General features: G+C 43.4%; 16 protein-coding genes. 15 read left to right on the top strand and 1 reads right to left on the bottom strand.

Annotated elements, in window-relative coordinates; genetic code table 11:
* The first annotated feature begins 10 nt into the window (after nucleotides 1-10).
* The 10 genes from FIV01_RS10105 to copI all read left to right on the top strand — a co-directional run bounded on the left by FIV01_RS10105 (nucleotide 11) and on the right by copI (nucleotide 13966).
* Nucleotides 11-313: a sarcosine oxidase subunit delta gene (locus tag FIV01_RS10105; protein ID WP_152430890.1), complete on the top strand. Its 303-nt coding sequence runs from the start codon at nucleotides 11-13 to the stop codon at nucleotides 311-313.
* The gene (locus FIV01_RS10100) at nucleotides 306-3326 is read left to right on the top strand and encodes a sarcosine oxidase subunit alpha (RefSeq protein ID WP_152430889.1); all 3021 of its coding nucleotides are present in this window, start codon (nucleotides 306-308) and stop codon (nucleotides 3324-3326) included. The genes FIV01_RS10105 and FIV01_RS10100 overlap by 8 nt, the downstream gene beginning before the upstream one ends.
* Nucleotides 3319-3981 carry a sarcosine oxidase subunit gamma gene (locus tag FIV01_RS10095; protein WP_172971831.1) on the top strand — a complete coding sequence of 221 codons (663 nt, stop codon included), beginning with the start codon at nucleotides 3319-3321 and terminating at the stop codon, nucleotides 3979-3981. Before FIV01_RS10100 ends, FIV01_RS10095 begins: the two co-directional genes overlap by 8 nt.
* 66 nt (nucleotides 3982-4047) lie before the next feature.
* Nucleotides 4048-4920, top strand: coding sequence for a formyltetrahydrofolate deformylase (purU, locus tag FIV01_RS10090; protein ID WP_152430887.1), 873 nt, complete (start codon nucleotides 4048-4050; stop codon nucleotides 4918-4920).
* Nucleotides 4921-5086: 166 nt separating this feature from the next.
* Nucleotides 5087-6508 (top strand): Na+/H+ antiporter NhaC, encoded by a 1422-nt coding sequence (nhaC, locus tag FIV01_RS10085; protein ID WP_152430886.1) that lies wholly within the window; start codon nucleotides 5087-5089, stop codon nucleotides 6506-6508.
* A gap of 101 nt (nucleotides 6509-6609) precedes the next feature.
* Nucleotides 6610-7065: a hypothetical protein gene (locus FIV01_RS10080; RefSeq protein WP_152430885.1), complete on the top strand. Its 456-nt coding sequence runs from the start codon at nucleotides 6610-6612 to the stop codon at nucleotides 7063-7065.
* A gap of 87 nt (nucleotides 7066-7152) precedes the next feature.
* Complete coding sequence (locus tag FIV01_RS10075) at nucleotides 7153-8529, top strand: TolC family protein (protein ID WP_246210395.1); 1377 nt, start codon at nucleotides 7153-7155, stop codon at nucleotides 8527-8529.
* A 17-nt stretch (nucleotides 8530-8546) separates the two neighbouring features.
* A complete protein-coding gene (locus FIV01_RS10070; RefSeq protein WP_152430883.1) occupies nucleotides 8547-10256 on the top strand; it encodes an efflux RND transporter periplasmic adaptor subunit in 1710 nt (569 codons plus the stop codon).
* Nucleotides 10256-13396: an efflux RND transporter permease subunit gene (locus tag FIV01_RS10065; protein WP_152430882.1), complete on the top strand. Its 3141-nt coding sequence runs from the start codon at nucleotides 10256-10258 to the stop codon at nucleotides 13394-13396. The genes FIV01_RS10070 and FIV01_RS10065 overlap by 1 nt, the downstream gene beginning before the upstream one ends.
* Before the next feature lie 75 nt (nucleotides 13397-13471).
* Nucleotides 13472-13966, top strand: a complete 495-nt coding sequence (copI, locus tag FIV01_RS10060; protein ID WP_152430881.1) for a copper-resistant cuproprotein CopI — start codon at nucleotides 13472-13474, stop codon at nucleotides 13964-13966.
* A gap of 75 nt (nucleotides 13967-14041) precedes the next feature.
* On the opposite strand, the gene FIV01_RS10055 is transcribed toward copI, so the two are convergent.
* Nucleotides 14042-14269, bottom strand: coding sequence for a hypothetical protein (locus FIV01_RS10055; protein WP_152430880.1), 228 nt, complete (start codon nucleotides 14267-14269; stop codon nucleotides 14042-14044).
* 419 nt (nucleotides 14270-14688) lie between these two features.
* Here FIV01_RS10055 and FIV01_RS10050 point away from each other — a divergent pair, with 419 nt between their 5' ends.
* From FIV01_RS10050 to FIV01_RS10030, 5 genes are all read left to right on the top strand, one after another.
* Entirely contained in the window at nucleotides 14689-15729 is a 1041-nt protein-coding gene (locus FIV01_RS10050) for an FUSC family protein (RefSeq protein WP_152430879.1), read from the top strand.
* Nucleotides 15730-15915: 186 nt separating this feature from the next.
* A complete protein-coding gene (locus FIV01_RS10045; protein ID WP_152430878.1) occupies nucleotides 15916-16524 on the top strand; it encodes a DUF2913 family protein in 609 nt (202 codons plus the stop codon).
* Between the two features lie 461 nt (nucleotides 16525-16985).
* Nucleotides 16986-18233 carry an outer membrane protein transport protein gene (locus tag FIV01_RS10040; protein WP_152430877.1) on the top strand — a complete coding sequence of 416 codons (1248 nt, stop codon included), beginning with the start codon at nucleotides 16986-16988 and terminating at the stop codon, nucleotides 18231-18233.
* Nucleotides 18234-18243: 10 nt separating this feature from the next.
* Nucleotides 18244-20484, top strand: a complete 2241-nt coding sequence (locus FIV01_RS10035) for a lipase (RefSeq protein ID WP_152430876.1) — start codon at nucleotides 18244-18246, stop codon at nucleotides 20482-20484.
* Nucleotides 20485-20529: 45 nt separating this feature from the next.
* Nucleotides 20530-20835, top strand: coding sequence for a DUF2789 domain-containing protein (locus FIV01_RS10030; protein ID WP_246210394.1), 306 nt, complete (start codon nucleotides 20530-20532; stop codon nucleotides 20833-20835).
* Nucleotides 20836-21021: the final 186 nt, after the last annotated feature.

Here is a 21021-nt window from a genome sequence, read left to right as displayed (position 1 = left end):
AGAAAGAGTAATGCTGCAAATCTATTGTCCGTATTGCGATGAAATACGAGAAGAAGATGAGTTTCACTACGCCGGAGAGGCGCATATTGTCCGGCCTTTTGAACCAGAGGCAGTGACCGATGAAGAATGGGGTAACTATCTGTTTCACCGAAAAAATAACAAAGGCTCGTATCAGGAAATGTGGTCGCACAGTGCGGGGTGTCGTAAGTTTTTTAATGTTGTCCGCAATACAGTGACTTACCAGATAGAAGAGGTGTACAAAATGGGCAGTAGCTCTGCTTTATTGAACAAAGAGGAGCAGCACAATGGCTGAGCTTAACAGGCTTGAGAAAGGCGGTCGTATTGAGCGAGCACAAAGTATCACATTCGCATTTAATGGTAAGCGCTACACAGGCTGCAAAGGCGATACTATTGCGTCGGCCTTATTAGCCAATGGCGTTGATGTCGTGGGAAGAAGTTTTAAATATTCTCGTCCAAGAGGAATTTTGGCAGCTGGAGCAGAAGAGCCCAATGCCATTTTACAAGTAGGCAGTAGCCCATCGACCACTATTCCCAACATTCGTGCTACTCAGGCTGAGTTATATCAAGGCCTGACGGCGACTTCAGTAGCGGGTTGGCCAAGTGTGGAATTGGATATGATGGCAGGGGTTGGGAAGGTTGGCGGCGCCATGATGCCGCCTGGCTTTTACTACAAAACGTTCATGCAACCTGAAAGCCTATGGCCAACTTACGAGAAATACATCAGAAAGGCTGCAGGTTTAGGCAAAGTTCCAGCAGATCAAGACCCAGATCAGTACGATAAGCTTAATCATCATGCCGATGTGCTGATTATTGGCGCAGGGCCAGCTGGACTTGCGGCGGCAAAAACCTTGGTCGGTTCTGGCCTGCGTGTGATTGTGCTCGATGAGCAAAACGAATTTGGTGGCTCGCTACTGTCTAGTACTGAAAAGCTTGATGGTAAACCTTGCATGGACTGGGTTGCTGAGACTTTGGGACTTTTGTACTCAGACCCTAACTTTACTTTGTTGGCGAGAACGACGGCTTTTGGTTACTACGACCATAATTTTGTCGGAGCGGTTGAAAGGCGCAGCGATCATTTAGGCGAAAACGTATCGGGAATTCGCCAGCGTTTGCATCGCATTCGCGCTAAGAAAGTTATCTTGGCGACGGGTGCCTTGGAAAGACCACTGGTTTTTGCCAATAACGACGTGCCAGGGTGTATGTTAGCGTCTGCTGTCTCTACTTATATTAATCGTTATGCCGTCGCTTCGGGAAGCAAGCTGGTATTGATGACCACCAATGATTATGCGTACCAAACGGCGATTGATTGGCATAATGCAGGACGAGAAGTCGTGGCTGTGGTAGATACTCGACAGGAATCAAACGGCGATCTCGTTTCAAAAGCGCGCAGTTTGGGCATCAAGATACTAACGGGTAAAGCGGTCATAGAGGTCTCTGGCAGCAAACGAGTGACAGGGGTTAAGGTGGCTTCCCTTAACTCTGACGCTAGCGAAATTATTGGTAAAGCAACCCAATTGACTTGTGATACTGTGGCAAGCTCTGGTGGCTGGAGTCCTGTGGTTCACTTATCCTGCCATACGGGGAGCAAGCCTATCTGGAACCCAGATATTGCAGGCTTTGTTCCCGGCCCTGCCTCTCAAAACCAACTATTTGTTGGTGGAGCTGTGGGAACCTACTCATTAGGCGCTGTCTTAGAGCAAGGTGCTGGGGCAGGGCTCGTCAGTGGTGAGGAGTTGGGCGGAGCGCTAATCGAGTCCAACTTCATTACCCCTAAAGCTCATAAATACAATGAGTCACAGCCAATGGCGCTATATCATATTCCTCATATCAAACCGACCAGTCGAGCGCCTAAGCAATTTGTTGATTTTCAAAATGATGTCACCGCTGCGGGTATCGAGCTTGCCACAAGAGAAGGATTTGAGTCGATTGAGCATGTCAAACGTTATACCGCGATGGGATTTGGTACCGATCAAGGGAAAACGTCCAATATCAACGGGATGGCTATCGTCGCCAAAGCGTTAAATCAAACCATCCAAGAAACAGGTACAACCATTTTTCGCCCTATGTATACGCCAGTAACCTTTGGTGCGTTAGCTGGAAGAGATACGGGCAAATTGTTTGACCCTGCAAGATTTACCGCAATTCATGAGTGGCATGTTTCTCACGGGGCAAAGTTTGAAGATGTGGGGCAATGGAAGCGGCCTTGGTATTTTCCTAAGCAGGGTGAGAGCATGCAGGAAGCACTCACGCGTGAGTGTATGGCAACGCGTCACAGCATAGGTATTTTAGATGCGTCCACGCTTGGAAAAATTGATATTCAAGGTAAGGATGCAAGAGAGTTCCTCAACCGAATTTATACCAACCCTTGGTCAAAGCTTGCTCCGGGCCGCTGCCGATATGGCATTATGTGTAAAGAAGATGGCATGATCTTCGATGATGGTGTGACTTCTTGTATCAATGACAGCCACTTTATAATGACCACCACGTCTGGGGGAGCTGCCGCAGTGCTCGAATGGTTAGAGCTATGGCATCAAACAGAGTGGCCAGAGTTAGAAGTGTATTTTGCCAGTGTGACAGATCATTGGGCGACGATGACAATATCTGGGCCGAATAGCCGATTCTTGCTTGAAAAGTTGGTGGATGGTCATGATGTATCAAATGACGCTTTTCCCTACATGAGTTGGCAGTCATTTAAGGTAGCTGGCGTAGATGCGCGAGTATTTCGCATCAGTTTTACTGGTGAGCTGTCTTTTGAAATTAACGTGCCAGCCAATTATGGCTTATATGTGTGGGAACAAGTCATGGCTGCTGGTGAGGAGTTTGGTATCACGCCTTATGGCACCGAAACCATGCATATTCTTCGAGCCGAGAAAGGCTTTATTATTGCAGGGCAGGACACAGATGGCTCGGTATCTCCGCAAGATATGGATATGAACTGGATCGTCGGTAAAAACAAGACGTTTAGTTATATCGGTAAGCGCTCATGGGAGCGTGAAGACAACCAGCGGCAAGATAGAAAACAGTTTGTTGGATTACTAACTAAAGATCCAAGTGTTGTGTTACCTGAAGGCGCACAAGCGGTCTTTGACCCAAATGAGCCAATCCCAATGACAATGGTTGGGCATGTTACATCAAGTTATTACAGCCCAGTATTAGATCGCTCTATTGCATTGGGCGTTATCAAAGGCGGTTTGTCTCGGGTGGGCGAAAAGGTGTATTTCCCGCTGTCTGATGGAACATCAGTAGAAGCTGAAATTACCACATCTGTATTTTATGATCCAAAAGGAGAGCGCCAAAATGTCTGATATCACTCTTGAAGCTAGGGCCGACAATAACGTCACCTCTCCCAGATCTAAAGAGCAATGGATGCCCCGAGAAGCTTCACCTCTCGCCCATGTGGAATTTATAACACCTGACCAATTATATCAGGAGACGAGCGTCGACATCCGTGAGATAAAAGGTTTAAGCCATTTTATCTTGAGGGGAAAAACAGAGAATCCCGCTTTTATTTCAGGGGTTGAAAAGGCGCTTGGCGTATCGCTTCCAATCGCACCGAGAACGTCCGTTCAAACCGATAGTCTGCGTGTTTTCTGGCAATCTCCTGATGAATGGTTGATTATTGGAGAGCCTAACTCAGAGGCGGCAGTTGAATTGGCTTTGCATCAGCATTTAGAGGGGCATTATGCGGTCACTGAAGTGAGCAGTGCTCAAACTCTTCTGGCGTTGAGTGGGGCAAATGCTGAAAACCTAATAAAAAAATCTACCTTGTATGATGTCCATATTCGTCAGTTCCCGATGGGCAATGTGGCTGGAACCACATTTGCCAAATCACAAGTTCAAATTCGCCGTATTGGTGAACAGGCATTTGAACTTGTGGTTCGTCGAAGTTTCGCCGACTACCTATGGATGTGGCTAATGGATGCAGGGCGTGAGTATGGTGTGGTCTTTCATAAAGACTAGCCAGGCAACCAGTCGCCAAACCGATTTGGTATTGGCGACTTATAATAACAGTCTTAAGGTGACTTAATGAACCAATCGAATTCCAACTACATTTTAACCGCAAGTTGTCCAAGCCGTATTGGGACAGTAGATGTAGTGACCCGCTTTTTATGTGAATCTGGATGTTATATCTCTGAGTTAAACTCTTTTGATGATGAGTTGAACCAGCGCTTTTTTATCCGAGTAGAGTTTGCTCAAGAGGGCAGTGGAAAGTTTGATGAGAAAGCGTTTAAGCAAGGCTTTGGTGAACGCAGCAAAGCCTTTGATATGGAATGGGAATTGACCGATAAGAGTTACAGACCCTCCGTGGTGATCATGGTGTCTAAATATGATCATTGTTTGAACGATTTACTCTATCGCTATCGCACCCATAATCTGCCCGTTGATATCAAAGCCGTGATTTCGAATCATGAAGATCTGAGGTCATTGGCGCAATGGCATGATATTCCTTACCACTGCTTTCCTATTTCTCATGAGACCAAGTCACAACAAGAAGCACAGGTGCAACAAGTATTGGATGATTCTGGCTGCGAGTTATTGATTCTTGCCCGATACATGCAAGTTCTGTCCGATTCAATGTGTGAACAATGGTCACGAAAAGCCATTAACATTCATCACTCTTTGTTACCCGGCTTTAAAGGCGCAAAACCTTATCATCAAGCTTATGATAAAGGCGTGAAGCTCGTTGGAGCCACTGCGCATTACGTCAGTAGCGACCTAGATGAAGGGCCGATTATTACCCAAGGTATGGCAAACGTTAATCATACCTATTACCCCAAAGATCTGATCAAAAAAGGTAAGGATATTGAAGCGCTAACGCTCGCCAAAGCCATCCAATATCATATTGAAAAGCGGGTATTTTTATTTAACGACAAAACAGTAGTTTTTGAGCGTTCCTAACTTGTTTTATCGTCTATTCGGCTAAGGCCGGTATTTTCGCACTGTAAGTTCAAGAAAAACTAAAGCAAACGATAGCTCGACCTGTCACCTCAGTGACAACAAAAGTCGAGCTAGGCTTTTTGCACCCAAAATTTCGCATTCAAACGAGAAATAAGGAAGATTCGGTATGACGAAAATAGATAAAACCTCTAAGCCTAGCTTAGCCATGGCGATAGCACCTATCGCAATTACTCTTTGTATTTTGGCGATACAACTTTTCGTTTTTAATGATTTTACGCCTCATATACCACTGATTGTTGGTATTAGCGTTACCGCTTTTTTGGCTTGGTTTAGAGGTTATCGTTGGCATGATATTGAAGATGGCATTTTGCATACGGTTCGTCTTGCGATGCAATCTCTCGCTATCTTAATGCTGGTCGGTATGATAGTTGGTATCTGGATTGCCAGTGGTACTGTGCCTTTATTGATACAATATGGTCTGACTATGCTCAATCCGCAGATATTTTTGGCGGCAAGTATGGTGTTGTGCTCGATCGTCTCTTTGTCGCTTGGCACCTCTTGGGGAACGGTTAGTACGGTTGGATTAGCCTTGGTGGGTATTGGTGCTGGCTTTGATATTCCGATTTATTGGACGGCTGGAGCGGTGGTTTCAGGCGCGTTTTTTGGCGACAAAATGTCCCCCTTATCGGACACAACGAATTTAGCCCCTGCAGTAATCGGTGTAGACCTCTTTCAACATATAAAAAACATGTTGCCCACCACAGTTCCTGCCATGTTAATTGCATTTGGTATTTATCTATTCGTTGGTCTCAATAACGGTCCTTTGGGAGAGGATGCATTAAGTCAGATACACCTGATTAACACCAATATTGAAGCCAATTTCAATTTATCTGCTTGGCTTTTAATTCCGCCTTTTTTAGTGCTCGCGTGTTCTTTCTTTAAGCTACCCACATTACCTTCTTTGTTTGCTGGTGTGGTGAGTGGTGCTGTCATTGCTCACTTTATGCAAGACGTGTCTTTGCACGAGTTATTTCAATATGCACAGAGCGGATATCAAATACAAACTGGAGTGTCAGAGCTTGATAGCTTGCTTGCAAGAGGGGGCATTCAGTCAATGGCATGGGTGATCACTTTGATCATGATATCGCTTGGTTTTGGAGGTGCGCTGGAAAGAACCCGCTGTTTGGAAACTATCGTTGAGGTGATACTGAGCAAAAGCTGTTCGTTCTTTCGCCTCCAAGCATCAGCTCTTGGTACATCAGTGGCAACCAACCTAGTGGCTGGTGACCCATATCTATCCATTAGTTTGCCTGGGCGGATGTTTGTGCCTGTGTATGAAGCCAAAGGTTACTCTAAGCTGAATTTATCTCGGGCAGTGGAAGAAGGAGGAACGCTTATTTCGCCGCTTGTTCCTTGGAATGCGGGTGGCGCTGTGGTGATCAGCGCATTAGGACTTGGAATTGCCGAGGGAAATATAGAAAACTTACTCTACATACCACTCGCATTTGCTTGCTGGATATCGCCAGTGATTAGCCTGATATACGCGTCGACCGAGCGATTTGTTATGCGAGAAGCAAGTTATAGCTGAGTATATTTAGCTCTACTGTCTATAGTTGAATAAATTTTTAAAGTGCTTGACCTTACCCTAAGGGGAAGGTCTATATTCAACCTTCAAACCGAAGGTATACTATGCAGCACTCACTTAAACACATATTGATTACGTTACTCAGTATCTTAGCGATGCTGATGACTAGTTATGTGTCTAGTACACGTGCAATGGCAGGAAAAAGTATGCCTTCTGCTATGATGGCATCGAGTGGCATTCCTTGTCATACTCTAAAAGCTGGCTCTTTGGAGACATCAACTGAAAGCGCTCAAACAAGTCCCAATGAGAACTGTCATTCAATGGTTCAATCATCACTTGGTGGCTTGGATGGTCAAGTCTCAAATACCATGCCTCATTGTCAGGGGACAAACTCAGGTATTGATAATTGTTGTCCTTCTGTTTGTTCCGGTGTGCCATACCCAATAGGTACGCTCGGCTCGCTGGGTATAGTGCCTATCTCGTTAGCTCTTCATCAATCACTGAAATTAGATCTGGCTGTCGCACATATCGATGGCTTACTGCGCCCACCTTCCTTGTAGTTCAATCCTCATTTTTGTTCGTTCTCAAACATGTTTGCCACAGGAGCAGTGTTTGAGGTAATCCATATTTTTCCATGGATAAACATTGTGATTATTGAATTTTATCGTCTTGGTTTTCCTAAAACCTTGAGCATTACGATTGCAACTCTCGTTTCTACTGCACCTTTATTGTCTAGTGCCAAGACGCAGAGTTTGCAAAGCGATTTTGCTGCTGGGCAGCAATTGAACTTAATGATTGAAACTGCCCTAGCAAATGATACTAGCCGGGCACAATATGCCGCACAGTCTAAAGCGATGCGAGAGACAGCGGTCGCGAGCGCTACTTTAATGGATCCCAAGTTAAAAGTAGGGTTTGGTGGCTTGCCAGTGGACTCTTTCGAGTTTGATCAAGACCCTATGACTAACGTCTCTCTTGGTTTGATGCAACAATTTGAACGAGGCTCGACATTAGACTTAAACCGACAAGGTGCTAACCAAAAAGCTGATGGTGTTGCCTATCAAATCAAGGTGCGTGAAAGAGAAGTTGCCAACAGCATTACTCAGCTTTGGTTGGAGCTGGGATATTTACAATATACAGCATCTCTTATTCATAAAAACCAAAAACTTATGCAAGAGATGGAGCGGTACGTGCAAACAAACTACTCCATAGGTAAAAGTGAAGCTCAAGATCTACTCAATACCCAAATCCAAGTAGGTAAGCTGGATGAAAAGCTGCAGTTAAATCGCCAAAAACAAAATAGGCTGATCGCGCAGTTGTCCGAATGGCTTGGCGCTGATTGGCAAACGGAAGGCTTGCTCAATAGCGTTGATTATCAGTTGCCTTGGACTCAGCTAGAGTCAATTTTGAGCAATGCTGGTAGCCAAAGTCAGTATTATCCCTTGCTTAATCAACATCCTTTAGTGCAAGTGGCCGAAAGTAATATATCTGTAAATCGCACCCAAGTAGAGGTGGCAGAACAAGCTTTTACTCCTCAGTTTGGTGTGGAAGTTATGTATGCTTATCGTCAAGCAAACAACATGATGGGAGAGCCTGCCTCCGACTTGGTCAGTGCTTATCTCACCATGGACATTCCTCTATTTACAGGCAATAGACAAGACAAGAACCTTGCCGCAGCTCAATATCAGGTTGGAGCGTCACAATATCAAAAAGACACGTTATTGGCGCAGATGTCCGCTCAAGTGAGTGCTTTATTAAATGACAGAACCAATATGACCGAGCGTATAGAGCGTTACCAAGAGCGGCTATTGCCTCAGGCCAAAGCTCGCATTGAAGCCGTTGAGAGGGGGTATCAGAACAATACGACCGAATTTGGTGACGTGATAACGGCTTCAACTGACGAACTTGCATTAAAAATCGAGCTTACACGCCTAATTACAGACTTCAACCAAACTAATAGCCAGCTTGCTTCTTTGCTGGGTGGTTTTGAATATCAAGTTACGGCTCCTAGTGCCAAATACCAATAACAATAAAGGATAAATCTATGAATTCATATAGAGTTGCTTGCTTAGCTTTACTGATTGGTGGGGGCTTGGGCTTTGGTATTAACAGTGTGGTGACTGGAATAAACCAGCCTATGCCAGACACAAAAGAAGGGGATTCTAGTTCAACTGATGAGCCATTGTATTGGGTAGCCCCTATGGACCCGAATTATCAAAGAGATAAACCAGGCAAGTCACCCATGGGGATGGATCTGATTCCAGTTTATGCGGATGATCTAAATAGTAGCAATGATAAGCCGGGAACAGTGAAAATCGATTCTGCTGTTGAGAACAACTTAGGGGTTAAAACGGCTGTTGCTGAGTATCAAGTGTTGGCGCCCAAAATAGAAACGGTTGGCTATATTGCTTTTGATGAGAGCCTACTATGGCAAACCAATGTGCGAGTTTCCGGTTGGGTTGAAAAGCTCTACATCAACGCGGTAGGCGAGAAAGTAAAACAAGGCGAAATCTTGTTTACTTTGTATTCTCCTGAGTTGGTTAAGGCTCAAGAAGAATTGCTCAATGCCTACCAAACAAAACGAAAGGGAATGATAAAAGCGGCGACCGAGCGGTTGGTCACTTTAGGTGTTGATGTCGAACAGGTGAAACAAATTGCAAGTCGCGGTAAAGCGTCTCATACCATCGAAGTAAAAGCGCCTGCTGATGGTGTGATTGCCAGTCTTAGCATTCGAGAAGGAGGTTATTTATCTCCTGCGCAAGCGGTTATCAGTGCTGGTCCTCTTGATGATGTTTGGGTCGATGCTGAAGTATTTGAACGTCAATCGCAGTGGATTAAACAGGGCAGTCAAGCCGCTATGACATTGGATGCCCTTCCTGGAGGTGAATGGAAAGGGGAAGTCGATTATGTTTATCCTATTCTTGATCCCAGTACTCGTACTCTACGCGTTCGTTTACGCTTCCCTAATCCTAAAGGGGAATTAAAGCCGAACATGTTCGCTAATGTTACCTTAAAGCCAGTTACTAGCGAAAAAGTGCTCACCATACCACGTAACTCTGTCATTCAGTCAGGAGGAATGACTCGGGTTGTCCTTGCCCAAGGAAAAGGGAAGTATCGCTCCGCTCGAATTGAAACGGGTCGTGAAGCCGCAGATAAAGTTGAGGTCATAAGTGGTTTAACGCAAGGGGAGCGTATCGTGACCTCCGCACACTTTATGCTCGACTCTGAATCGAGTCAATCTGCTGATCTATCAAGAATAAATGGTTTAGAGGCAGTTGAGGAGGTTGCATGGGCCAAAGGTGAAATTACCAATGTGATGGCTGATCATCACATGTTAACCATCAATCACCAACCTGTTCCAGAGTGGGATTGGCCGGGTATGGTGATGAATTTTAACCTCGCGGAAAACCTTGATACTCAGACTTTTAAAAATGGGCAGCAGCTTGAATTCAAGATGAAAAAAGCAGAGTCAGGCCAGTATGAAATTGTCGATTACAAACTGTCTCAGGAGAAAGTCGCTAAGGAACTTTGGATAAGTGGGGATATCACCATGCTTATGGCTGACTTTGGCATGATAACTGTCGCTCACCAACCCGTTTCCCAGTGGAATTGGCAGGCGGGGGAAATGAATTTTTCGGTTGAAGACAAAGCTAAGCTAGTTGGCTTTGAAGAAGGTCAGAGTGTTAATTTCTTAGTCGAAAAGAAGGGAAGTGAATTTGTCTTAAAGCAACTAAAAATGAGTGAGGGTAAATAATGATTAACGCCATCATTCGTTGGTCGATAAACAATCGCTTTTTGGTGCTTGTTGCGACATTTGCTTTGATTGTTTCAGGTGTCTATAGCGTTAAGAATACCCCTGTGGACGCCATTCCAGATTTATCTGATGTTCAAGTCATCATCAAAACCAGCTATCCGGGACAAGCGCCTCAGGTTGTGGAGGATCAGGTCACTTATCCGTTGACCACGGCTATGCTTGCGGTTCCTGGTGCTGAAACGGTGAGGGGATATTCATTTTTTGGTGACTCCTACGTCTATATCATTTTTAACGATGATACAGATATGTATTGGGCAAGATCTCGAGTCTTGGAGTATTTGAGTCAAGTTTCATCCAAACTTCCCCCAAGCGCTAAGCCAACCCTAGGTCCAGATGCGACAGGTGTTGGCTGGATATTTAGCTATGTTCTACAAGACAAAACAGGTCAGCATGATTTGGCACAGCTGCGCAGTTTGCAAGACTGGTTTTTAAAGTATGAATTGCAAACGCTTGACGGAGTCTCAGAAGTTGCCACTGTGGGCGGAATGGTTAAACAGTATCAAGTACAAATTGATCCTGCCAAGCTCAGAGCTTACGACCTAACTTTACAACAAGTGAATACGGCAATTCAAAATGGCAATCAAGAATCAGGGGCATCTGTTGTTGAAGTCGCAGAAGCAGAGCATATGGTTCGTACCACTGGTTACTTGTCGAGTATAGAAGACATAAAAGCGCTACCATTAAAAGTGACTAAAAAAGGGACACCGCTGTTACTTGGTGATATCGCCGATATTAATCTTGGCCCACAAATGAGGCGCGGAATTTCAGAGCTTAATGGCGAAGGTGAAGCGGTTGGTGGTGTGATAGTGATGCGTTTTGGAGAAAATGCCAGCAAGGTGATCTCTGAAGTCAAAGACAAGCTATCACAGCTGCAAATTAGTCTTCCAGAGGGGGTAGAAATAGTCACTACCTATGACCGCTCTACTTTGATTAATGCTGCGGTTGATAATTTATGGGATAAGCTTGCAGAGGAATTTATCGTCGTAGCGATTGTATGCGCTTTATTCTTATTTCATATTCGCTCTTCTCTGGTTATCGCTTTTAGCCTTCCTGTGGGCATTCTTGCTGCCTTTATTGTCATGCACTGGCAAGGAATTAATGCCAATATCATGTCTTTAGGAGGCATTGCCATTGCCATTGGGGCCATGGTTGATGGTGCCATTGTCATGATAGAAAATGTGCATAAGCACATTGAACGAACCCCCTTAACGGATAAAAATCGCTGGCAAGTCATAGGTAATGCCGCGCAAGAAGTGGGCGCGCCACTCTTCTTCTCACTCCTGATTATTACCTTGAGCTTTGTGCCTGTCTTTGCGTTAGAAGGGCAAGAAGGGAAGATGTTCTCACCTTTAGCATTTACTAAAACTTACGCAATGGCAGCATCGGCAGGTCTTGCGATTACCCTTGTGCCTGTACTTATGGGTTATTTGATAAGAGGTAAAGTGCTTCCAGAACACAAAAACCCTATCAACAAAGGCTTAGTTAATTTGTACAAGCCATTATTGAACTTTAGCTTGAAGTATCCTAAATCCATACTAGCTTTGGCTATTGTTCTAATGGGTTCTGCTTATTATCCCACAACTCGGCTTGGTAGTGAGTTTATTCCTCCTTTAGATGAAGGGGACCTAATGTACATGCCCACTACTTATCCTGGTATATCGATTGGTAAAGCAAGAGAGCTGCTTCAGCAGACCAATAAACTGATTATGACTGTGCCTGAAGTTGAAACAGCGTGGGGAAAAATAGGTCGAGCAGAAACCGCGACCGATCCAGCTCCTTTGACCATGATAGAAACTGTCATACAACTCAAACCAAGGGAGCAATGGCGAGAGGGTTTAACCGCCGAAATGCTGCGCAAAGAGTTTGATGATTTGGTTCAATTTCCGGGTTTAACCAATGCTTGGGTTATGCCAATCAAAACACGAATTGACATGTTGGCAACTGGGATTAAAACCCCTATCGGAATCAAGATTGCGGGTCCTGATCTCAAAGAAATCGAGAAAATAGGCGCAGAGCTAGAGCCCATTTTAAATGGCATTGAGGGTACAGCATCGGTTTACGCTGAACGTGTAGCGGGTGGTCGTTATGTCACTATCGATATTAATCGTAAAGCGGCAGCACGTTATGGGTTAAGTATTAAGGATGTGCAGCAAGTTATCTCTACTGCGGTCGGGGGGCTTAATGTTGGTGAAACAGTAGAAGGTCTTGAGCGCTATCCAATTAATGTCCGCTATCCTCAAAACTATCGCGATTCCGTGGTCAAGTTAAATAACTTGCCTTTGGTAACTGCAAGTGGCGCTCGTATTGCCTTAGCTGATGTTGCTGATGTGCGTTATGAAGATGGTCCTCCCATGATAAAAACAGAAAATGCTAGGCCTAATGGATGGGTGTTTGTTGATATTGATGGAAGAGACTTAGGTTCATACGTCAACGAAGCAAAGCAGGCTGTCACGCAGCAACTTAGCTTGCCTGCAGGGTACTCATTGGCATGGTCAGGGCAATATGAATATATGGAAAGAGCAAAGGAGCGACTTGGAGTTGTGGTTCCCATCACTATTACCATCATCATGCTGCTGCTCTATTTTAGTTTCCGCAGAGTTGGTGAAGTTGCAGTGATCATGCTGACTTTGCCTCTGGCTATGGTGGGTGGATTGTGGTTGATGCATTTGCTCAATTACAACTTCTCCATTGCTGTTGGTGTGGGTTTTATTGCTCTTGCGGGGGTAGCGGTAGAAATTGGTGTGATTATGTTGGTTTATCTTAACCAAGCATGGCATCACACTAAGCTTGATGCCGCATCTCAAGACAGAATGCTTCAAGAATCAGATTTAATCGATGCTATTCGAGAAGGTGCGGGGCTGAGAGTTCGCCCTGTCATGATGACTGTGTTGACCGTCATTATTGGTCTGATTCCCATTATGTATGGGGATGGGACTGGCTCTGAGGTGATGCAGCGCATTGCCGCGCCCATGATAGGAGGGATGGCATCTGCACTGCTTCTCACTCTCTTGGTCATACCGGCAATTTTCAAACTTTGGAAATTGCATGAGACTCGTCATGTGTCAAAAAGCTCAACCTAATAAAGTTTAACCTAAGTAAGGGAGAAGTCTTAGCCTCTCCCTATTGATTAAGCGTCAATCTAGTAAGGAAAAATGATGAACAAGACATTAATGGCAATACTTCTGTCAGTGACTGCGACTTCGGTATTTGCAAGCATGGATCATTCAAATATGAACCAAAACAAAATGGATCACTCAATGATGAATATGGATGGCATGTCTGAAGTTGGTATGCCAGCAAAGGGAGCTCAACCAGACAAAGTTATTCATGTTGTGCTTAATGATGACATGACAATTCAATTTAAAAAAGAGGTCAATATAGAGCCTAATGATGTGGTCCAGTTTGTGGTGATGAATGTTGGAAAAATTGACCACGAGTTCACTATTGGCTCAGCGAAAGAGCAGTTAGAGCATAGAGAAATGATGAAGTCTATGCCTCATCACATGCATGACTCAGGCAGCGCTGTTACTGTCAAACCGGGAGAAGCAAAACAGCTACTTTGGCATTTCCATGGGGACAACAGGGTTGAGTTTGCCTGCAATATCCCTGGACATGCTGAAGCGGGTATGGTTAAAAAAGTTACTTTGTAGTGGTATAAGTTACGTTTTGGTTCGCCAGTGACTGGAGATCTGGCGAATATTATCTCAATACATATAAACCCTTGTTCAATAGAAGTCAGAACGTTTCAATGCAGTGAAATGTTTTACAAACTCAGGTTTTTCTGGAGTTACCACTTCTTCTCTAAGAGCCATACTTTGGTCGGCATCATAGATTAATTCAGTGCTAATGTTACTAGAAGTGTCAGGTTCTTCAACTGAAAAGCCGTTTTGGAAAGTTGGCTCACTTTTTTTTGTTCTGGTGACGGAAAACGGGTTTAGGTTGAATAGACTCATAATACTTCCTCTGCATTAGTAATTTTTAAATTGGCAATATTGTACAAAAAATAACCAATCAAGCAAGTAAAAGAGCTCAAAACTTAGAGTGCTAAGTCGCTTGCAAAGGGACTTTTTTGTGATAGTTAATAATCAAGGTATATGAAATATCTATCATTTAATCATTAATGGCTCTTGGTTGTTATTTTTTATATTTGTGATCTAAGTCTCACTGGGTTGGCGAGAAAAGTTACCAATTAACGATTGAATTATCAAAACTAAACACTTGTCCGAATCTATGAATGATGTAAGTCAACGAATAGCAGTGTTATTGACGGTTATAATGGAAAACGGTTCACAGTGTGATCACCCAAATCTATATAGGTAATGGTGACTCGGGCTGTCTATTCCCATAATTAGTCCAAACTTGAAGTTGTGATATGTACTGGCGAAACAGGGCAAAAGAGTATGATGTGTGGTTAAGGCAGCGATTGATAACTTTGGCGTTGCCATGGTTTGACTATCGGAGTGGTCTACACGCCCTTAGAACGACAATTGCATGTGTGATTGCTTATGGTATTACCCGCGTTTTTGATATTCCTCATTCGAGTTGGGCATTGGTCACTATCATTGTGGTGATGGGGCCTGCTTCTTATTTTCGAACCACGCTTTCGAAGGCAAACCAGCGGTTAGTCGGGACGCTGGTCGGAGCGCTCGCAGGTTTATCACTTCATCTTATCCCGGCAGAAAATACCGTAACTCATGGAACCTTACTAATAGGGTTACTGGCTCTTGCATCCTATTTCTTCTGGAGCCGCTATTCCTACGCCGCTATTTTGGCAGCGGTGACTCTTGCCATTGTTTCGGATGTTGCGATTGGTGATCTCTCTGCTCTAGAGTGGAGAGTTTTTAATGTAATCCTAGGTACGACTATTATATGGGTTTGTAGCAGATTTGTGTTTCCTGAACGTGCTTTGAACCATTTCCAAATGATGGTTTCAGAGTTTCTGCAGCTTATAGCCGATTACTATTTGCTGCACTTGCCCGAGCATCATAGCGATAGTTCTAACCTTAATTTGAGTATGGACGTGTTGAGTCAAAATCTGGCCCAGCAAAGGGCAATTGCGGCTCATGTAAAAACCGAGTCAAACGGACAAGCAGACAAAATCTCTGAAATATTGACCCTAGAGCATCGTATAATAGGTTTGGTTGAAAGTTTGTTAACCGAAAAGTGGCCGCAATCAATGCCAACTATGTCGGCTCATAGCCATCAACTATTTGAAGCCATGAATCTTCTCAGCTTGGAGCTGGCTGGAGGAAGAGTCAGCCGCTATCCACATTTCGACTTTCTTCAGCATTATCAAAATCTAGATCTGCAATATTTAAACCAGTGCACTTATGTATGGCTTAATCATCAACTCAGTCAGCAGATAAGCCGCTTATCAGTGGCACTAGAACAAATATACGATAACGCTGATTGAAGAGCTTGGCTCGCGACAAAGCGTTAATTCTCTACATATTGTTCAGAAGAGGCCCTTGTTCAGGAAAAGCTGTGATACGCAACCTTTTTTCTAACTGTACATAAGCTGCGCTTTTCGGTAGCATGTCGCTCCTTCTTAATTTCCCTGACTGACAAGGCTTGAGCGGCATATAAACGTTCGGATATCATGCGTAGTATTCACACCAACATAAAACCTGAGTTTGAGCCTTTATTGTCTGAGTTAGCGATACACGCTTTACTTCATCTAAGAACCAATTACAGCGCTAAAGCATTAGCGCACAAATCTCGCTCTGAAATTAATGATATTCTTTCTGCTTGGCTTAATAAGGCAGGGAATAGCAAGAAATACAAACCCTTTAAGAAGAAAATACGTTCTCTAGTGACTCATGCTCGTTCACAGCGCTTAGATATGGAGTCGATGCTAGGTAATTTATTATCACCTTTGTACGGTGATGAGCTTCCTCATTTGGATAGTTTCCTTCTGCTTATTAATATGCTTGAAAAAGAATTCAATACGACGGTATTGGTATCAAGCCCAGAGAGTGTTGATTTATCCTATAACTCAACGAGCTGTTTGCTTTGTGTTTTATCGTCAGATCTTAATACGCACTTTGATAACAGAAATCGCTTAGCCAAGGGTATTTCAATGTTATTTCGTGGTTCTCGAGGGGAGAAGCACACCATATTACGTATCATATACGCATCTTCGATATTTGAGCATAACGTCGATTATGAAGATGATGACTTTCTACGCTTCTGTCTAACCCTTAAGTAACCTATTGTTGCCATTAAATAATCTAAAGTGAAAAATAGTGTGTTTTTGTGCGCCGAAAAAGCGATTGTTTGTTTTGCTCAATTATGTGGCGATTTTGATAAGTGTTAATTTTCCCCATAGTATCTTTACCCTTCAAATTTTCATTCATTTATTAACTTTTGTGTTACTAGGCGTGGTTTTTGCTCATTTGTCGCACTAAAGAGACAGTAATTACTATCTGCTCGGACCACTTTTTGTTTATTTTCGTATCTAATATCACGTCCTTAATAAATTGTTAACATCAATATGATTGGGGCGCTCAGAGGCGTTTAATCCTTCTAGAGAGTTATTTAATTATAGTTTTGCTAATAGCCTGACTATTTCCTATTGAATCCATCATTTTGATAATAAATCTTGGGGTGATTGAGCGTAAAAACGTATCACCAAATTATGTCTAACTCTATCCATATAAAGAGGCAAGAATGAACACAAAGCAGTGCTCCTTGTTAGCAGTGTCCATCCTACTCGCCAGCCAAGCACACTCGGCAGGCTTTCAAGTGGCGGAGCATTCCGCATCCGGTTTAGGTCGAGCATTTTCAGGTGAAGGCGCCATTGCCGATAACGCAAGTGTGTTGGCTCGAAACCCTGCAGCCATGATGAGATTTGAGCAAGCAGCTTTTTCAGGCGCCATCTCCTTTATCGATCCAGAAATTGATGTTAAAGATGTCAGCAATAATGAGCAATCCAATGACATCGCACCTTTTCAGGTTGTGCCTGCGAGTTACTATATAGCGCCAATTAATCAAAGCTGGGCTTGGGGGCTAGGCTTATTTACCAATTATGGCGTAGCAACTGACTACCCAACCAATATTTCAGCGGGTGATATGTCGGGTAATACTTCGCTGCGTTCGGTCAATTTGAACCCTAATATTGCGTATCGACTAAATGAATCTTGGAGCTTTGGGGTAGGTGTAAATTTGGTTTACGCTGAAGCTGAACTGACTCGATATAAAGGCGAAACCACAACGGCGACTGGTGGTAATGCTTACGACAAATTACTTGGCATGACCGGGGAAACGTTTGGCTATGGCTGGAATATCGGCAGCTTATACGAGCTTGATGAGGATAATCGCTTTTCTTTAGCTTATCGCTCTGCGGTTAACTTAGATTTTGATGAGGGTAAATTTAGTTCTTATAGTTCAGGGATTGCCACAGAGCCTACCGTGACTGGGCGCCTTCAAGTAGAGTTACCAGCGATTATCGAGCTGTCTGGTTTTCATCAGTTGAACTCCCAGTGGGCTGTGCATTATAGCTGGCAGCGTACTGATTGGAGTGCTTTTACTAAGCTTGAAGCCACTAGCCCAGAATGTACCTTTGACGGCGTCCCAGGTCGATGCTTCTATAAAGCGGAAGACTATAACGATAATGACCGTTTATCGCTTGGCGCGACTTACCAACTCAACAAAGAGTGGACCTTAAGAGCTGGCTACGCCTTTGATGAGCAGGCCGGTAAAGCCACACTAAGCATTCCAGACAGTGATCGTCATTGGTATAGCACAGGTTTCACTTATCAATGGAGCCCAGCTTTATCCTTTGATGCAGGCTTTGCACTGGTATTAAGTGATGATGGTTCGTTTAAAGAAACGAATGGTTTAAAACAAGAACGCACTTTTGAGTCTCAAGGCCGTGCCTTTATCTCCTCGATACAAATCAATTACGCATTTAATTAAGGTCTAAGGAATGACAAATATTAAGAATATATTTCGCCTAACGTTATTATGCTCTGCTGCAATTCTTGTAGGTTGCGGAGATGGTAAAGGTAGCTCTGGTACAGAGGCAGAATCGTATATCGGTGAATCTTTATCTCGAAGTACCACCGTGAGAATGTATCTTGGTGGTGGCAATAAATATGTGCCTTTGAACAATAATATATTACTGGATGGTCAAACAGGCATGTTAAAGGTTCTGTCTGATCAAGAACGAGCCAATAGTGATATTAGCGATCCAAAATTCGCACTCGGTTACGCTGATGGTTTTTCAACCTCTATGCCAATATATATTTCTATGGAAGGTAGAGGCTTTGGCGATCATTCAGAGATTACAGAAGGGGTAAGCTTATTTAAAATTACTAAACCTCTAACTAACAACGCCGTATTTCACGAACGCCCACAAAAGTTAGCAAATTATGAATTTCAAGTGTTTGGTAGAGGTGACAAACTTGTTGTGGTGCCAGCTAAGCCCTTTGAACCAAGCGGTGAATATGTATTGGTGTTAACCAATCAAATAAAAGATGTTAAAGATGAGCCTATTGGTATGTCTGGCTCATATGCAGGGTTAAAGTCGCACCCTTATACTGATGGTGTACTTGCTGATGTACAAAAATTAGTAAAAGCTCAAGAGGCTATTGCTCAGGCTGGTGGTATTGATCCCAAAACTATCGTTTATTCTGCTTGGTTTACTACTGGGTCAGTTGGCGATGTGATGGTTAAAACGGCCAGTGAGTTGTTGAAGCTTAAAACACAGAGCACAGGAGCATTTAAGTTAGGAAATGCAAACCCTAGCAACCTAGACCTTTCATCAATTTACTCTTTGACACTAGACAAAGATGATGGTGGTGAGGTCAAAACGCGGGAATTTACGGCCGCTTTGGATGATGAAAAAGTATTTAGTGTCGCAGGGAGTGACGGTGAGAAGTTTAAGGATGGACTAAAGAGTTTATACATAGCGTTACGTAAAGACTTGGGTTTGGTTAGGGTTACTAAAGGTAAGGTGACACTGCCTTATTTTCTAGAATCTGGTAGTGCATTTGCGGTCACGCCTTTTGAGCCTGCGGCGCCTGGAGCTTCGTTTGTTAGCCGTTATTCGCCTATTCCAGTGGTTAAATCACTTAAGGACGTGGAGTTTACACTATTTACTCCAAAAGACACTCAGGTTGATGGTATCGTAATTTACCAGCACGGTATTACTTCGGTAAAAGAAGATGTCTATGCCTTTGCAGCAAATCTAACTGAAAGGAATTTAGCTGTAATTGCTATTGATCACCCTCTTCACGGAGCTCGAGCGCTAACTCTAGGTAATAATAAATTGATTATTACTGATAAAGAAAATCCACTTTATTACCTAAATTTAGCAGCCTTACCTGTTGCTAGAGACAACTTAAGGCAGAGTGTTCTAGATATTCTTGGTTTGCGATTAGCTTTGGAAGGTAAATATATTCATATTCAAAATGATAAGGTAGAGCTTGAAGTATCTGACCCTGATTTGGGAGTTCCAGCTGATGTTACTGTGTTGGACAAAACTAACATAAAGTTTCTTGGTCATTCTCTGGGAGGAATATTGGGTAATACGGCCGTTGCAATAGGGAGTGCAACCGAATTGCCGCAATATGGCTTCAAGTCTGCTGCATTTGCAAAGTCAGGAGGCCACATTGCTGAGCTTTTATCTATATCAGGTAAATTTGGAGACGTTATCAAAAAATCACTTGCAGCAAAGTTGGGACTCCCTGTCGATTCACAAGAATTTGAAACTAAGTTTGCTCAGTTCAAAATAGTTGCTCAAACTCTAATGGATACTGTAGACCCTCACTCTGTGGTGATGGCGGGCCGCTACCCAACAGATGTACCTACACTGCTGCTACAAGTCGAGAGCGATGATACCGTGCCAAACCATGGCTTTGCTCTTGATAAGACTCCGCTGGTTCCGACGGCTCATTTTGTAGGTACAGAAGGCTTACGAAAAGGCTTTGAGCAGGGTGATACGAATGTTGTAAGACTATTCGCTTCTTTTAAAGGAGGAGATCATGCGTCGTTATTTGTACCTAATTTTGAAGATTCAGATGATATGATGGTTCAACGTCAAAAAACTGCAAACACCTTCGCTATTCGAAATTTAGTAGTAGACTTTCTATCTCTTAAAGAAAGTGAAACCTTAGATGTTGATCCAAGCTTTGCAACCCTTGAATCGTTACCAGTTATAGATTAGTTAAGTTTAAGTTATTAATCTAAATGCAAAATTAAAATTACTCAATTGATCTATAATAACAAAACAGGCGGCGGTAACGTCGCCTTGTTTTTAGTCAATATATTGAGTGAGGCAGATATGGAAATGCACCAGCACTCGATGCCCGATTTGTTTATGCAGCTTGGACTCGAGAGCTCAGATGACAACATACGTGAGTTTGTGAAAACACACAGCGGCTTGGTAGTGGGCACTGCACTTCATGAAGCTTTTTTTTGGTCTCCTTCTCAGGCGGCGTTTCTGAGACAGGCCATAGACGAAGATGCCGACTGGGCAGAGCTTGTTGACCAGCTTGATGCCATGTTAAGAGCTTAGGCTAAGTTTACAAGCTAGCTGGGCCTAAATCATTTGAGGCTTATTGCACTGTGTGATAAGCCTTTTTCTGTAATTTACTTTGCGCCTTTCTGTGTTAATTCTTGATATCAAGCCTAAACTTTTTCGAATTGACCTTGGTTTTCATATTAACCCTTAGATGAGAAATTCGACTTAGATCGTGTTTTA

The organism is Vibrio aquimaris, from assembly GCF_009363415.1.
Taxonomy (GTDB): domain Bacteria; phylum Pseudomonadota; class Gammaproteobacteria; order Enterobacterales; family Vibrionaceae; genus Vibrio; species Vibrio aquimaris.
The sequence above is the reverse complement of the archived record's forward strand: the minus strand, read 5'-3'. Positions and strand labels throughout refer to the sequence as shown.

What these genes read in the sequence shown, in the direction of transcription:
- FIV01_RS10105 (WP_152430890.1), top strand. Translation starts at nt 11, where the DNA reads ATGCTGCAAATCTATTGTCCGTATTGCGATGAAATACGAGAAGAAGAT.
- FIV01_RS10100 (WP_152430889.1), top strand. Translation starts at nt 306, where the DNA reads ATGGCTGAGCTTAACAGGCTTGAGAAAGGCGGTCGTATTGAGCGAGCA.
- FIV01_RS10095 (WP_172971831.1), top strand. Translation starts at nt 3,319, where the DNA reads ATGTCTGATATCACTCTTGAAGCTAGGGCCGACAATAACGTCACCTCT.
- purU (WP_152430887.1), top strand. Translation starts at nt 4,048, where the DNA reads ATGAACCAATCGAATTCCAACTACATTTTAACCGCAAGTTGTCCAAGC.
- nhaC (WP_152430886.1), top strand. Translation starts at nt 5,087, where the DNA reads ATGACGAAAATAGATAAAACCTCTAAGCCTAGCTTAGCCATGGCGATA.
- FIV01_RS10080 (WP_152430885.1), top strand. Translation starts at nt 6,610, where the DNA reads ATGCAGCACTCACTTAAACACATATTGATTACGTTACTCAGTATCTTA.
- FIV01_RS10070 (WP_152430883.1), top strand. Translation starts at nt 8,547, where the DNA reads ATGAATTCATATAGAGTTGCTTGCTTAGCTTTACTGATTGGTGGGGGC.
- FIV01_RS10065 (WP_152430882.1), top strand. Translation starts at nt 10,256, where the DNA reads ATGATTAACGCCATCATTCGTTGGTCGATAAACAATCGCTTTTTGGTG.
- copI (WP_152430881.1), top strand. Translation starts at nt 13,472, where the DNA reads ATGAACAAGACATTAATGGCAATACTTCTGTCAGTGACTGCGACTTCG.
- FIV01_RS10055 (WP_152430880.1), bottom strand. Translation starts at nt 14,269, where the DNA reads ATGAGTCTATTCAACCTAAACCCGTTTTCCGTCACCAGAACAAAAAAA.
- FIV01_RS10050 (WP_152430879.1), top strand. Translation starts at nt 14,689, where the DNA reads ATGTACTGGCGAAACAGGGCAAAAGAGTATGATGTGTGGTTAAGGCAG.
- FIV01_RS10045 (WP_152430878.1), top strand. Translation starts at nt 15,916, where the DNA reads ATGCGTAGTATTCACACCAACATAAAACCTGAGTTTGAGCCTTTATTG.
- FIV01_RS10040 (WP_152430877.1), top strand. Translation starts at nt 16,986, where the DNA reads ATGAACACAAAGCAGTGCTCCTTGTTAGCAGTGTCCATCCTACTCGCC.
- FIV01_RS10035 (WP_152430876.1), top strand. Translation starts at nt 18,244, where the DNA reads ATGACAAATATTAAGAATATATTTCGCCTAACGTTATTATGCTCTGCT.